Source organism: Streptomyces sp. NPDC088810 (assembly GCF_044750305.1).
In the GTDB taxonomy this organism is placed as follows: Bacteria; Actinomycetota; Actinomycetes; order Streptomycetales; family Streptomycetaceae; genus Streptomyces.
Window position 1 is genome coordinate 773,421 of the sequence record NZ_JBIVJQ010000002.1, and the last position, 13,472, is coordinate 786,892.

12 protein-coding genes are annotated in these 13,472 nt (G+C 72.7%); 7 read left to right on the forward strand and 5 right to left on the reverse strand.

Features of this window, described 5'->3' with window-relative positions:
• Nucleotides 1-11 precede the first annotated feature (11 nt).
• Nucleotides 12-659 carry a ScbR family autoregulator-binding transcription factor gene (locus ACIP4Y_RS10000; protein WP_401390222.1) on the reverse strand — a complete coding sequence of 216 codons (648 nt, stop codon included), beginning with the start codon at nt 657-659 and terminating at the stop codon, nt 12-14.
• 437 nt (nt 660-1,096) lie between these two features.
• On the opposite strand from ACIP4Y_RS10000, the gene ACIP4Y_RS10005 reads away from it, so the two are divergent.
• Entirely contained in the window at nt 1,097-2,053 is a 957-nt protein-coding gene (locus ACIP4Y_RS10005) for a lytic polysaccharide monooxygenase (RefSeq protein ID WP_401390225.1), read from the forward strand.
• An 18-nt stretch (nt 2,054-2,071) separates the two neighbouring features.
• Here ACIP4Y_RS10005 and ACIP4Y_RS10010 read toward each other — a convergent pair whose 3' ends face one another.
• Nucleotides 2,072-2,722: a Tat pathway signal sequence domain protein gene (locus ACIP4Y_RS10010; RefSeq protein ID WP_401390228.1), complete on the reverse strand. Its 651-nt coding sequence runs from the start codon at nt 2,720-2,722 to the stop codon at nt 2,072-2,074.
• Between the two features lie 640 nt (nt 2,723-3,362).
• On the opposite strand from ACIP4Y_RS10010, the gene ACIP4Y_RS10015 reads away from it, so the two are divergent.
• Nucleotides 3,363-4,061 carry a DUF6230 family protein gene (locus ACIP4Y_RS10015; RefSeq protein ID WP_401390231.1) on the forward strand — a complete coding sequence of 233 codons (699 nt, stop codon included), beginning with the start codon at nt 3,363-3,365 and terminating at the stop codon, nt 4,059-4,061.
• Nucleotides 4,062-4,066: 5 nt separating this feature from the next.
• Entirely contained in the window at nt 4,067-4,519 is a 453-nt protein-coding gene (locus ACIP4Y_RS10020) for a DUF6114 domain-containing protein (RefSeq protein WP_358644786.1), read from the forward strand.
• A 330-nt stretch (nt 4,520-4,849) separates the two neighbouring features.
• Here ACIP4Y_RS10020 and ACIP4Y_RS10025 read toward each other — a convergent pair whose 3' ends face one another.
• Nucleotides 4,850-5,218 (reverse strand): ArsR/SmtB family transcription factor, encoded by a 369-nt coding sequence (locus ACIP4Y_RS10025; protein WP_401390235.1) that lies wholly within the window; start codon nt 5,216-5,218, stop codon nt 4,850-4,852.
• Between the two features lie 196 nt (nt 5,219-5,414).
• Between ACIP4Y_RS10025 and ACIP4Y_RS10030 the strand changes: the two genes are divergently transcribed.
• The gene (locus ACIP4Y_RS10030) at nt 5,415-5,870 is read left to right on the forward strand and encodes a tellurite resistance TerB family protein (protein ID WP_401390238.1); all 456 of its coding nucleotides are present in this window, start codon (nt 5,415-5,417) and stop codon (nt 5,868-5,870) included.
• Between the two features lie 28 nt (nt 5,871-5,898).
• Entirely contained in the window at nt 5,899-6,918 is a 1,020-nt protein-coding gene (locus tag ACIP4Y_RS10035) for an Lrp/AsnC family transcriptional regulator (RefSeq protein WP_401390241.1), read from the forward strand.
• Between the two features lie 400 nt (nt 6,919-7,318).
• On the opposite strand, the gene ACIP4Y_RS10040 is transcribed toward ACIP4Y_RS10035, so the two are convergent.
• Together ACIP4Y_RS10040 and ACIP4Y_RS10045 are read right to left on the reverse strand one after the other, a co-directional pair.
• A complete protein-coding gene (locus ACIP4Y_RS10040) occupies nt 7,319-8,710 on the reverse strand; it encodes an MFS transporter (RefSeq protein WP_401390244.1) in 1,392 nt (463 codons plus the stop codon).
• Between the two features lie 498 nt (nt 8,711-9,208).
• On the reverse strand, nt 9,209-10,168 hold the full coding sequence (locus ACIP4Y_RS10045) for an ABC transporter substrate-binding protein (protein WP_401390247.1): 960 nt from the start codon (nt 10,166-10,168) through the stop codon (nt 9,209-9,211).
• Between the two features lie 300 nt (nt 10,169-10,468).
• Here ACIP4Y_RS10045 and ACIP4Y_RS10050 point away from each other — a divergent pair, with 300 nt between their 5' ends.
• Nucleotides 10,469-12,988, forward strand: a complete 2,520-nt coding sequence (locus tag ACIP4Y_RS10050) for an ATP-binding protein (RefSeq protein ID WP_401390250.1) — start codon at nt 10,469-10,471, stop codon at nt 12,986-12,988.
• Nucleotides 12,985-13,461, forward strand: a complete 477-nt coding sequence (locus tag ACIP4Y_RS10055) for a roadblock/LC7 domain-containing protein (RefSeq protein ID WP_358644796.1) — start codon at nt 12,985-12,987, stop codon at nt 13,459-13,461. Before ACIP4Y_RS10050 ends, ACIP4Y_RS10055 begins: the two co-directional genes overlap by 4 nt.
• Nucleotides 13,462-13,472: the final 11 nt, after the last annotated feature.

The window sequence follows — 13,472 nt, forward strand, 5'->3', positions numbered from 1 at the left end:
TATCGCGGAGGTCAGGCGGTGCGGATCTCCCGCTCCAGCTGCGTGGCGAGGGTGACATAGCGGGGGCGGCGGTGCACCGGGACGAGTCCGCGGACCATCAGATGCCACATCTCGGCGACTCTGCGCGGCAGCCGTCCGGTCGGCTCCAGCGAACGGCCGGCGACGCGGGTGCCGATGAAGAAGCAGACGAGGGAGTGGGCGACGGCGCCGACGTCGAGATCGCCGTGCACGTCGGCCTCCCTGACGGCCCCGGTGAACTTCCGGGTGGCGAACTCCAGCCACTCGGTGAACGGATGCCGCAGCGGCGGTCGTACGGCGATGTCCGCGGTGGCGAGGCGCAGTCCGGCGCGCGGCACGGGGTCCTCCACGGCGAGCCGGGCGATCCCGAACGTGGTGCGCATCAGGGCCTCAAGCGAGGAGCAGCCGCGACCCTCGACGTCGGCGACGAGCTGTTGCGCGGCCTTGGCCTGGAGCTCCAGGATGGCGTGGGCCAGATCCTCCTTGGCGGCGAAGTGGAAGTACAGGGCACCCTTGGTGACCTTCGCGTGTGCGACGATGTCGCTCAGGCTGGTGGATTCGTACCCGTGCCGGTCGAACAGATCGGCGGCGGCCGTGATGATCGTTGCCCGGGTCTGTTCAGCGCGTAACTGCCTCGCCATCCTGGGACCTTTCCTCGCACTGCTAACGAACAGGACATGCGGTTTGTTTTTAACCCCTTGGATACGATAACTCACCTGAGGGCAACGGGAGTCCGGCGTACCGCGCACGCGCTACGACACGTGTCACCGGCCCGTTCCGCCCCCGCCGCACGCTCGGTGCCCGGCGCAACGGGCGAGCCCACATCGGATTCCCCCTTCGTCGCGGGCGGGCGCCCGGCAGCCTGGGGACGACGACCGCCGCCCCCATGATCGCCACGATACGAGGCGGACGGCCGGCTCCTCAACGGGACGTGGAAGCAGGCGCAAAACAGCCGAACCGGTCGGTGCTTTCACGCCCCCCGCGCACGGGCGTGCCGATCGGGCTGAACGCCGGGGGCGCCGGCGTCGTACTGGTCACCGCATACCCTGTTCCCGCGCCCGCCGAGGAGACGTCCCGGATGAGTCGGATGACCGCCCGCCTGAGCGTCAGGGTGGCCGCTGCCGCCGCACCGTTGCTGCTGCTGCCGTGGGCGGCGGGGTCTGCCCAGGCGCACGGAGCCCCGACGGACCCGGTCAGCCGGGTCTACGCCTGCTCGCCCGAGGGCGGCGCCGCGCGGACGGCGGCCTGCCGGGCCGCGATCGCGGCGAACGGCGCTCCGTTCACCGCCTGGGACAACCTGCGGGTGGCGGGGGTGGGCGGCCGCGACCGAAAGGTGATCCCGGACGGCAGACTGTGCAGCGGGAACCTGCCGGCGTACCGCGGCCTGGACCTGGCCCGGCGGGACTGGCCGGCGACGCGGCTGAGTCCGGGCGGGCGGCTGACGCTGACCTATGCGTCGACGATCGCGCACACGGGCACGTTCCGGCTGTACCTGACCAAGCCGGGTTACGATCCGTCGAGGCCGCTGACCTGGTCGGACCTGCCGGAGCGGCCCTTCGCCGAGGTCAAGGACCCGCCGCTGCGCGACGGGGCGTACCGGATGAGCGCCACGCTGCCGGCCGACCGGACGGGACGTCAGGTGCTGTACACGATCTGGCAGAACAGCAGCACGCCGGACACGTACTACTCGTGTTCCGACGTGGTGTTCCCGGAGCGCTGGAAAGCCGCCGGGGCGAAGCGGTCCACGGAGCCGGCGGCTTCGGCGCCCGCACAGGCTTCGACCCCCGTACCGGCTTCACCGGCCGCACACGCCTCGTCGGCACAGCGCCCCCCGGCGGGGAGTGCAACTCCCGGCGCAGGCAGGAGCGATGGGCGAGCCGAGAGCACCACCGCCGACGGGACTCCTGTTGCGGAGGCCACGCACGGCGGGTCGGGGCCCTCGGCGCCGCTGCTGGCGGGCGGCGCCACCGCGGTGTTGCTGCTCACCGGGGGCGCCGCCCTCGTTCTCCGGCTACGGCGTCCGCGACGCCGCTGAACCGGACGGTCCGGTCGGTCAGTTGACGTAGACCCGGGCGCCGGCGTCGGTGACGGGCGCGTACTTGGCCGTGAAGTAGCCGTTGGCGAAGCACAGCGACGAGCCGGAGCTCTTGGTGAACTGCTGGTTGGTGAAGGTGATGCTGCTGTCGGCGTTGTCGGCCTTGCCGGTCAGGCTGGGCGCCTGGTAGACGCAGGTGACGGTGCCCAGCAGGGTGCGCAGCTGCACCGTGGCCTGGATGACGGAGCCGCTCGCGGGCGAGACGGTGAGGGTGCCGGCCGAGGTGATCGTCGCCGAGTACGGCAGGTTGTTGATGGTGATGCCGTTGACACCGAGGACACCGGCGACGTTGCTGGAGCAGGTGCTGCTGTCGAAGGTGTGCGCGGTGACGGACTCGGTGGCCGTACCGGGCGCGGCCGGGTTGCCGGTGACCTTGGCCGTGAACTGGGAGCCCGTGCACTTCACGCCACTGGTGCCGGTCGCGCTGGAGTAGAAGGTGGCGGTGGTGCCGGAGGCCAGGGGTGCGGTCAGGGTGTCGCCGACGGCGGCCGCGGTGCCGCCGGCGCTGCCGGTGGTCAGGACCGCGTCGGCCGCGGAGGCCGGGGTGGCCCAGGTGAGGGCGAGCGCCGTGGCGGTGCCGGCGAGGGCGAGGAGGGAGCGCGTGCGCATGCGGGTGCCTCTCTTCCGATGTGGGGGTTCAGATGAGGTGAGGTGGGGGGTGGCGGGCGGTACGGGCGATGCCGCCGGCGCAGGGCCGTAGCGCCTTCTCCGTACGCGGCGGTCCCGCGCCGGCGGCACGCCGGGCACCGGCCGAAGGCCTCGGGGGAAAGACCTCCGGCCGGGCCGGACAAGGGGGCGGCCGGGCACGGGGGGAAAGGAGTACGACCGTGCCGGTGCCGCTGTGCGAGGTGGAGCGGTTGCCGTGACAGGGCCGGGAACGCGGCCGGTGCCGCGGGGCGCGGCCGGTGCCACGCCGCGGACGCGACGGATGCCGCTTGCTGGATCCGGCGCCACGGATCCGTGGAAACAGGGGAAGTTGTAGACCTGATCGACCGTCAGAGTCAAGGCGTTGAAAGGGAGTTGTGGCAGGCCATTACGGGCTCGCGCACATCCGACACTCTTTTTTCACAACTCCCTTGACCCCTTGGTGTAACCGGCGGTAACTTCCTCGAAGGCTACTGCCGCGTAACGAGAAAGCCCTTGCACTCGCCGGGAGTTGCGAGGAGGCGTACGCGGCATCCGCTGTCCGCGCCAGGACACCGCGCCACTGAAGCCCAACCCGCATTGATTCATGCCCATGGGAGCAGACATGGCCTCGTCCCCGGACCTCCCGTCCGCCGGCAACACCCCCGACACCCCGGGGAGCGACACCCTTTCCGACACCCCGAACACCGCCGGCACCAGCGCCGGCGGCGAGAGACGGGGACGCGTCCGGGCCCGTCGGGCCGCGGTGATGGCGGTACCCGCCACCCTGGTCGCCGCGGGCCTCGCGGTCCTCACCGCGCAGGGCGCGCTCGGCGTGCAGTTCGCCATCTCCGGAATGCCGTTCACGGTCACCGCGACCGAGCTGAACGGCACCGGGTTCGAGCAGTTCGGCGGACTCGACAACATGGCGGAGGGCAGCCCGAACGCCGGGGACTCCGGCGGCCAGGTGCTCATCGTCACCTCCGCGATCAAGCACGCCACGCTCACCAAGCTGTGCCAGAGCGTCGACCTCGGCGGCACCAACCTGCTGATCACCGCGGGCAGCGGGTCGGAGAAGGTCAGCGCGACCGACCTGACCACCGACTCCACGGAGCTGTCGGGTGACGCGGCGTTCAACAACATCGAGATCGGCAACGACGCCAGCACGCTGACCAAGGCGGGCGTGAAGGGTCCGATCGGCGTCTTCAGCCAGCAGGCCGACACCGTACGGATCGCCAACCTGCGGCAGACCAACTACGCGACCACGGCTGGCGTGTTCAAGCTGCCGGGGCTCAAGCTCCGCTTCAGCGACTCGGGTTGCTGATCACCGTGCCGGACCGTCCGCATCGGGGACCGAGGCTCGCCTTCCGCGGATGGCGGGCCCGCCGGCCGTTCTGGGGCGGGCTGCTGCTCGCCCTCGGCGGCGGCGAGATCCTGCTCACCGAGAAGGCCTCGCTGAAGGTCGTGCTGCACATCGGCATGCAGGGCCTGGCCGGTTATCTGCTGCCGGCCCTCATGGTGCTGCTGGGCCTGCTGATCCTCTTCAACCCCTCCCAGCGGCTCTTCTACTCCATCACCGGCATCCTGCTCTCCCTGGGCACCTGGCTCACCTCCAACCTGGGCGGCTTCTTCATCGGCCTCCTCCTCGGCGCCACCGGCAGCTGCCTCACCTTCGGCTGGCTCCCCGACCAGGCACCACGCATCAGCCGCCGCAAACGCCGCAAGCAGGCAGGTACCTCGACTCGCTCCCTGACTGCTGAAGGGGCGGAGGGGGCGGTCTGACGGGCGTCGCCTGGGTACGGCCGGGCGGGGTGCGGTGTTGCCTGGGGTGCCGGTGGGCGCCGCGCCCGCGCGTGGTGCCGGTGGGTGTTCCGGCGGCGCGTGGTGCCGGGTGGGGTGTTGCGCACATCTGGGGTGCCGGAGGAGCGCTGCGTCCGCCCGTCGTGCCGGGTGGGGTGCGACGCCGCCGGTGACGCCGGCCGGCAGGGGCCAAGCCGCTCGTGGTGCCCGATGGCGACGGCGGCGAGCCGTGCGGTGGCCTCGGCGCCGGTGAGTCCGCGGGGGCCGGTCTACAGGCGCCCCAGTTCCTGGGGCACGGTGCCGGTCAGGGGCTCAGAGGCCACGGAGCCGGCGGACCGGGACGGCGGCCGGCGTCTCCCGCTCGGCGAGCCGGCCGACGAGGAGGCGTACGACTTCGACCACGGCGGCCTGTTCGGCGGTGTCGACGAAGTACACCTGGCGGCGGCCCTCGCGGCGGGAGCGGACGAGTCCGGCGAGTTTGAGCTTGGTCAGGTGCTGGCTGACGGCGGGCAGGGCACCGCCGACCCGCTCGGCGAGTCCGGTCACATCGCTCTCGCCCTGGGCCAGCGCCCACACGATGTGCAGCCGGGCGGGCGCGGCGAGCAGTCCGAAGGCGGCGGCCGCCTCGGCGAGCACGTCGGCTGAGGGGTCCTGGTAGCCGGTGCCGGGCGCTGTCGCCACTGTCGCCTTCCTCCCGCCGCGTCGTCGCTGTGGTCCGGCTGTGTCCGCCGTGTTCGGGGACCCAGTCTAGATCTCGGGAACTTCCCCGCCCTGCCGTTCGTTTCTACGTCGTTGTAGAAGCAAATGTTCTACGTCGCTGTAGCAGTTGGCGCCGGAGTGCTGTCGGAGCATCAGGCGGCCGATACGAGGAGCACACATGGCCCTGTGGGACCGCTTCAAGGAGTCGGCGTCACAGATGCAGACCCAGCTGGTGGCGAAGAGGAACGACCTGAAGAGCGGCGCGTTCCGCGATGCGAGCATGGCGATGTGCGCGCTCGTGGCCGCCGCCGACGGGACGGTGGATCCGTCGGAGCGGCAGCGGGTGGCCCAGCTCATCTCCACCAACGAGGTGTTGCAGAACTTCCCGGCGGACGACCTGCGCCGCCGCTTCGAGGAGAACCAGGACAAGCTGACGACGGACTTCGCCTTCGGCAAGGTGAGCGTGCTGCAGGAGATCGCGAAGGCGAAGAAGAAGCCCGCCGAGGCGCGGGCCGTCATCCAGATCGGCATCGTCATCGGCGGCGCGGACGGCGACTTCGACAAGGACGAGCGGGCCGTGGTGCGCGAGGCGTGCTACACGCTGGACCTGCCGCCGCACGAGTTCGACCTCTGATCATGCGGAAGAGCGCGAGGATGAGGGCATGCTCGACGACCTCGACCGCGCCCTCATCCACGCCCTGCACCTGGACGGCCGGGCACCGTTCAGCAGGATCGCCGACGTCCTCGGCGTCTCGGCGCAGACCGTGGCCCGCCGCTACCGCCGGCTGCGCACACGGGCCGGCCTGCGGGTGGTGGGCCTGCCCGACCCGCACCGGGCGGGCCGGGCCCAGTGGCTGGTCCGGCTGACGGCGACGGCCCGGTCGGCGCAGGACATCGCCGGGGCGCTGGTACGGCGGCCGGACACCTCCTGGGTGAAGCTCACCTCCGGCGGCACCGAGATCACGGCGGTGATCCACGCCCCGGCCGAGGAGGCCTCCCCCGGTTCCCTCCTGCTGCACGACATCCCGCGCACCGGCGGCGTCACCGCGGTCTCCGCGCACTGCCTGCTCCACACGTACCTGGGCGGCTCCGCCAACTGGCGGCGCAGCGCCCAGGCCCTGGACGCACGGCAGCGGGCCGCCCTGGAGTTCCGGGAGACACGGGAGGACGTACGGCGGCCGGGGCCGGAGGACGCGCCGTTGCTGACCGAGCTGGAGCGGGACGGCCGGGCGGGGCAGGGCGAGCTGGCCCGGGCCACCGGCTGGTCGCCCAGCACCGTGGCCCGCCGGCTGGCCGAACTGCGCGCGTCGGGGGCGCTGTTCTTCGACGTCGAGGTGGACGCCGCGCTCTTCGGGGTGCGCACGCGGGCCCTGCTGTGGCTGTCGGTACGGCCGGCGGACCTGGAGCGGGTGGCGCTCGCCCTGGCCGCCCACGACGAGCTGGCCTTCGTGGCGGCGACCACCGGCCCCACCAACCTGGTCGCCCAGGCGCTCTGCCGCGACCCGGCCGACCTGCACCGCTATCTCACCAGACGGCTCGGTGCGCTCCGGGAGATCGACACCCTGGAGACCAGCCCGGTCCTGCGCACCCTGAAGGCGGCGAGCCCGGCCCTGACCCCTCTGGCACGGGTACGGCGGCAGGGAGCGGCGCCTCCCCCAGGGGGGCCGTGGGCCTGGGTGTAGGCGATCACCAACGTTGTCAACGCCGACCGAACTCGATCCGTCTTGCGATGCACGGCAGCAGACCCCGCTCCCTGGTCCGGCCTGATCCGAACGAAAGGCCCTGGGTGGCGTCCGCTCCCGGGAGTTGCCGGCCGCCTCGCGGCGGGGTCCGCCCGAGCCGCACCGCCCACCGCGCCGAGTCCGCCCACTCGGAGTCCCCTCGCCCCCGTGGCGGGCGCGGCCCCCTGAGCACCGCCGCCCGTGGTGCCGTGACCGCTCTCCGACGGAAAATCGCCGCGGACACCCGGCAGGTCACAGCCCCCGACGGAGACGCCGCCAGGCACCCGGCAGGTCGTACGCCCCCGCGGTCCCGGCCACCCACAGGCCTGCCCGGGCGCCCCTGCCCCGTCCACGGCCCCGGCTAAGCAGCCGCGGTCGTCCCCACCCGCGTGCTCGCCGTCCAGGCCACGCCCACCAGGGCCGTCGCCGTCCAGCAGGCGGCCCGTGCCGCGTCGAGGTCCGTGCCGGTGAGGTAGACGCTGCCGAGCAGGGCGACGCCGAGCGTGGCCCCGAGTTGCTGGACCGCGTTGAGCAGGCCGGCCGCCGAGCCGATCTCGTGCGGGCGCAGCGGCCGCAGGGCGAGGGTGAAGAAGGCGGGCGTGAACAGCCCGGCGCCCACTCCGATGAGGGCGAGGGCGGGCAGCAGTGCCGTCGGGTAGTGGCCCGGAGCGGCCGCCGCGTAGGCGCCGACGGCGGCGAGCAGGCCGGCCAGCAGCACGGCGAGCCCGTACGGCATCACACGGCGCCCGTACCGTCGTACCAGCCGGGATCCCGCCAGCCAGGAGGCGGCGGCGAGCCCGGCGGACCAGGGCAGCAGGCTCAGGCCGGCCGCCAGCACACCGGTGCGGGCGCCGAGTTGCAACTGGAGGACGACGACCATCGACAGCCCATTGGTCACCGCGAAGAAGGCCGTGGAGACGACGAGGGCGGCCGGGAAGCCGCGCCGCGCGAACAGGCTGGGTTCCAGCAGCGGGCGGGCCGAGCGCCGCTGCTGGACGGCGAAGCAGGCGAGCACGAGCAGTCCCGCCGGCGGCAACGCCCGGTCCCGGGGCGGAAGGTGCCCGAGGTCCGCGCCGATCAGCGGGTAGACGACGAGCCCGGTGCCGAGCGCGGCCAGGACGGTGCCCGGCCAGTCCAGCGCGGGCCGGTGCGGGGCGCGGTTCTCCCGCAGCATCGGGGCGAGCGCCAGCACCACGGCGGCCACCGGCACGTTCACCAGGAACGCGGCCCGCCAGGAGGATCCGAACAGGTCGGCGTGGGTGAGCACACCGCCGACGACGGGCCCGCAGACGGCGGCGAGTCCCATCACCGGGCCGATGCTGCCCAGTGCCTTCGCCGTCTCGTCCCCCGCGAACATCGCCTTGATGAGTCCGATGGTCTGCGGAACGATCAGCGCCGCCGCCGCGCCCTGCACCGCGCGGAAGCCGATCAGCAGGCCCGCCGAGGGTGCCAGGGCGCACGCCACGGACGCGACCGTGAACACCGTGACCCCGAGGACGAACATCCGGCGCCGGCCCGCGATGTCGCCGAGCCGGCCACCGGTGACCAGCAGGACGGCGAACGGCAGGGTGTAGGCGGTGCCGAACCACTGCACCTGCGAGACGGGTCCGCCGAGATCGGCGTGGATGGCGGGCGCGGCCACCTGGACGACGGTGGCGTCCAGGAGGTTCATCGCCTCGCCCAGCAGCAGGGCGACCAGGGCGGGCCAGCGGTGCCGGTACGGGGTGACGACCTCGGTGCGGTCCAGGGTCATGGGGTTTCCTCTCACGCTACGGGACCGGGGCCGGGCCCGGTCACCGGTCAGCGTGGGAGCGCGAGGCAGGTGGACTCCACCAGGAGCGGCGCGTGCGCGGATTTCCTCCACCGTCGGTGCCGTACATGCGGAAAACCGACACGGTGAGGCGGAGTGCCACTCACAACTCGGCCGTGTGCGGCAGCAGTTCCGTCGCCGTGGCGATCCGTGGGCCGGGTCGGCGGCGACGCAGTGGTGCGCGCCGACGCCGGTGCCGCGGCGGTACCAGCGGCCCGTCGCGGCGAGGCGGTCGGCCGTCTCCCGGGCGCGGCGGACCCGGCCCAGGGCGCCGGGGTCGAGGGCGGGCACGGCCGTGGCGTCGGCGAGCCGGACCTGGGCGGGCAGGGTGAGGCCGCGGCCGTCGAGCAGGACGCGGGTGTCCCCGGGGTTCGGGGGCACCCGCGTCTGCGTGTCCACGGTCGGTCCGGTCGTTCCAGCGGGTGGTCCGGGCGGTCGGTGTCAGGCGAGACCGGCGGTCTTGAGCCAGGCCTTGGCGACGTCCAGCGGGTCCTTGTTCTCCACCTGCACCTGGATGTCCAGCTTCAGCAGGGTCTCGGTGTCGAGCTTGGCGGAGACCGCGTTGAGCGCGTCGACGCCCTTCTGGGGCAGCGCGCTCTTGTAGGCGAGCGGCTGGACGTTCTCGAACCCGAAGAGGTTCTTCGGGTCCTGCAGGACGACGAACTTCTCCTTGGGGATGTTCGGGTCGGTGGTGAAGAGGTCCGCGGCCTGCACGGCGTCCTTCTTCAGCGCCGCCAGTGTGAGCGGGCCGCCCGCGTCCAGCGCCTTGAAGGACTTGAACTCCAGGCCGTAGACGGACTTCAGGCCCACCAGGCCCTGCTGCCGGGTCTGGAACTCCGGCGAGGCGCCGATGACCAGGTCCTTGGCGATGTCCTTCAGGTCGGCGATGGTGGAGTTCTCGGTGAGGTGGTACTTCTTCGCGGTGGCCGCGTTGACCGTGACCGAGTCCTTGTTCTCCGCCGCCGCCGGGTTCAGCAGCGTGAGCTTGGAGTCCAGCTTGGCGTTGATGGCGTCCGTGGTCTGACCGAGGGTCTTCGGGGCGGCCTTCGGGTCGAGGTAGGCCAGCAGTGCGCCGTTGTACTCGGGCAGGACCGAGATGGAACCGTTCTTGATCAGTCCGTAGGTGGTCTCGCGGCTGCCGATGTTCGGCTTGTACGTGACCTTGATCCCCTTGGCCTTGAGGGCCTCGCCGTAGATGTCGGCGAGCAGGGTGCTCTCGGGAAAGTTGTTGGATCCGACGACGACGCTGTCGCCGCTCGCCTTGTTCTCCGTGAGGGGGTTGTCGTCGTTGTCGTTCTGGGAGGAACAGCCCGCCAGCAGAGCCGTCGCCGCCGCGAGGGCGACCGCCGCCGCGCCTCGGTTCCTCCGGATGGGCCTGCTGATGTGGGTCGTGTAAGTCACCCGTCGATCCAATCCAGCCGGTTCTCGGTCAGTCAAGGCCCACAGATCACCGATTGGCCTCGATCCGCGACCGCTTGTGCACGCAGAGCGGCCTCTTCGTAACGGATTCTTGATGAAAGGTGAGCTGATCGCTCCCTCAAGAGGGCTGTAGTCTCAGCCCAGTTGGTATCGACCACAGCGGTGCGCGGGGCCCGCTTCGGTGTCGTGAACACAGGCGTTCCGAGGGCGACGAGGCCCTCCACGTCCGGGAGATCCGGGAGCGATGTCCCTCCCGGACGAGACACCCACGAAGGAGGCCCGGTGTCCACGAACGAGGTGGACGCGCCCGCCCGGCACGCCCCCGTACGGGGCGGAGCACGGGCATTCGCCGACCGCTGGCCCTTCCGGCGCAAGCTCAACCTGCTCGTCGGCGTCCCCCTCGCGGTCATCGCCGGCCTGCTCGCCTACCTCATCACCGACCTGGTGCAGCAGTCGTCCAGCGCGGCCGCCGCGGCCCAGCTGGTGCGGGACAGCGCGCAGGTGGCACGGCTGGTGGACCGGGTGGAAGCCGAGCACCAGCAGGCCATCCTGCTCTCGACGCGCTACGAGTCCGGGGACGCGCACCCGTCGACGGCCGGCTACCGCGCGGCCCGGCACGCGGTCGACTCCCAGGTGACCGCTGTGCGCGAAGTCTTCGGCGACCGGCTGCCGCGGAGCGAGGCGCAGGCCCTGCGCGGCGTCGAGGGCCTGAGCAGCCTGCGCACCTCGGTGGAGCAGTCGTACCTGCCCGCCGACAACATCGACCCGGCCTACGCGGGCGCCGCCCAGAGCCTGATCGACGGCCTCGGACTCGACCGCAACGCCGATCTCGCCGAGACCTTCACCGGCAGCCTGCTGGACTCCCTGCTGCGCGCGGACGCCGCCCACGGCGCCTTCGAGACCAACGTGTTCGCCGCCACCACGGGCGACACCAACGCGCTGATCGAGTTCACCAACGCGGTCGGCGCCTACGACCTCTACACCCACCAGGCCGACCGCTTCGGCCGGTTCGCCACCGAGGCACAGGCCGAGCGGCTCTCCGGCATCGAACACACCCCGGCCCAGCGGGAGATCGCCGAGGCGTACGCCGAACTGCAGGTCGGGACCGGCCGGTTGCAGACCGACGACCAGGTGGTGCTGCGGCGGGCGGTGCAGGACGCGCTGGCCGACTACCCCGCCTACCCCCGACAGGCCGCCGCCCGGCTGAAGATCACCACCGCGCTGACCGGCCAGATCGCCGACCGGGCCGACGCGGCCGCCGGCTCCGCCCGGTGGCGGGCCGGCCTGCTGCTGGGCGGCGCGCTGATCGCGTTCGCGCTGTGGCTCGCCTTCGCGGTCCTGGTGCGCCGCTCGGTGATCCGGCCCGTGCAGGCGCTCACCGGCGCGGCACGGGAGGTCGCCGAGGTGGCGGGGCGCGAACTGGCCCGGGTGGCCGACGACGACGCCGAGGACGACCGTCCGCCCCGGCTGCGGGACATGCCGGTCACGGCCCGCGACGAGATCGGAGACCTGGCGGCGGCCTTCAACGGGGTGCAGACCACCGCCGCCGCGCTGCTGGAACGCCAGGTGCTCAGCCGCCGCAACACCGCCGAGATGTTCGGCAACGTCGGACGCCGGGTCAGCAACCTGACCACCCGCCAACTCGCGCTGATCGACGCGGTGGAGCGCGGGGAGACCGACCCGGCGCTGCTGGAGCGGCTGTACTCCATCGACCACATCGCCGTACGACTGCGCCGCAACGCCGACAGCCTGATGCTGCTGGCCGGTATCCGCGAGACCGTGCTGGACGCGGGGCCGACCGCGCTGTCCACCGTGGTCCGGGCCGCGCTCGGGCAGATCGAGGGCTATCAGCGGGTACGGCTGTACGCCGCGTCGGACGCCCTGGTCGAGCCGGACGTCATCGGCGACCTCACGCTGATGCTGGCCGAACTCCTGGAGAACGCGGTGTCGTTCTCGCCCGAGGGCAGTCCCGTCGAGGTCACCGTCCGCACCGGCGCCGAGGGCACGCACGTGGTGATCACCGACCACGGCCTCGGCATGAGCGCCGAGCGGCTCGCCGAGGAGAACGCCCGGCTGATCCGCCGCGAACGCCTCGACCTGGTGCCGACGAAGGTGCTGGGCCTGTTCGTGGTGGGCGCGCTGGCGCGCCGCCGGGAGATCGGGGTCGAGCTGACCCGGACGCCGGGCGGCGGTGTGACGGCGGAGGTGACACTGCCGGCCTCGCTGCTGCGGCCGAGCGCGGGAGCGAGAGCGGGGACCCCGGTCACCGTGGCGCCGGCCCCCGCGTCGGCACGCGGCACGGCCCACGATCCGGCACGGGGCACCGCCCACCAGCCGGCCACGAGCACCGCCCTCGCACCGGCCCCGGACACCGCCCACGAGAAGGCGCCGGCCGGCGGCACCGCCCGCAGCCAGCCCGCCCGCGCGGAACACGGCGGCCCACTCCCCCGCCGGCCCCCCCGCCCCACCCCGGACGCCCCTGGGTCCCCCTCGACTCCGGGCGAGGCCCAGCCGGCCGCACTGCCCTCCACCACCGCCGGCCGCCCCCTGCGCCGCCGGGTGCGCGGGGCCACGTTGCGGGACACCGCCGGTGCCGCGCCGGCCGTGCCGAAGACGGTGCCGCCGCTGGACGCGGAGGCCGTCCGCAGTGAGCTGGAGGAGTTCGAGCAGGCGGTGGAACGCGCCCGACGGGACGCCGGCACGGGCGGCTCCCCCCGCCCGGACGGCACCGCCGGCACCACGCACCCGCACCCGCACCCGCACCACCACTCGAATCACCTTCCGGAAGGAGCCGAGCAGTGAGCACGTCGACAGGTGACAGCCCGACGGGCGGCAGCGCGCCGGCCGATCTGCGGGCCGCCGCGGCCGACTTCACCTGGCTGCTGAACCGCTTCGCGACCGAGACCGCCGGCGTCGTCGACGCGATCGCCGTGTCCTCCGACGGTCTGCTGATCGCGGTGTCGCAGCTGCGTGAGCACGCCGACTCCGAGCGGCTCGCGGCCATCGTGTCCGGCATCACCAGCCTGGCCGCGGGCGCCTCCGGCAACTACGGGCTGGGCGGCCTGAACAAGGTCATCATCGATCTGGAGGGCGGCCACGTCATCGTCTCCGCGATCGGCAGCGGCGCCGTGCTCGGCGTCGTGACCGACAAGGAGGCGAAACTCGGCAACATCGCCTACGAGATGACGCTGTTCGCCAACCGCGCCGGTGCCGCGCTCAGCCCGCAGCTCGTGCTGGAGCTGAAGAACAGCGTCGGTGCGGCCTCGGCCCGCTGAGAAGGAGAACC

Bases quoted from the DNA above. Each gene is read 5' to 3' on its own strand.
- ACIP4Y_RS10000 (WP_401390222.1), bottom strand. From the start codon at position 659: ATGGCGAGGCAGTTACGCGCTGAACAGACCCGGGCAACGATCATCACG.
- ACIP4Y_RS10005 (WP_401390225.1), top strand. From the start codon at position 1,097: ATGAGTCGGATGACCGCCCGCCTGAGCGTCAGGGTGGCCGCTGCCGCC.
- ACIP4Y_RS10010 (WP_401390228.1), bottom strand. From the start codon at position 2,722: ATGCGCACGCGCTCCCTCCTCGCCCTCGCCGGCACCGCCACGGCGCTC.
- ACIP4Y_RS10015 (WP_401390231.1), top strand. From the start codon at position 3,363: ATGGCCTCGTCCCCGGACCTCCCGTCCGCCGGCAACACCCCCGACACC.
- ACIP4Y_RS10030 (WP_401390238.1), top strand. From the start codon at position 5,415: ATGGCCCTGTGGGACCGCTTCAAGGAGTCGGCGTCACAGATGCAGACC.
- ACIP4Y_RS10035 (WP_401390241.1), top strand. From the start codon at position 5,899: ATGCTCGACGACCTCGACCGCGCCCTCATCCACGCCCTGCACCTGGAC.
- ACIP4Y_RS10040 (WP_401390244.1), bottom strand. From the start codon at position 8,710: ATGACCCTGGACCGCACCGAGGTCGTCACCCCGTACCGGCACCGCTGG.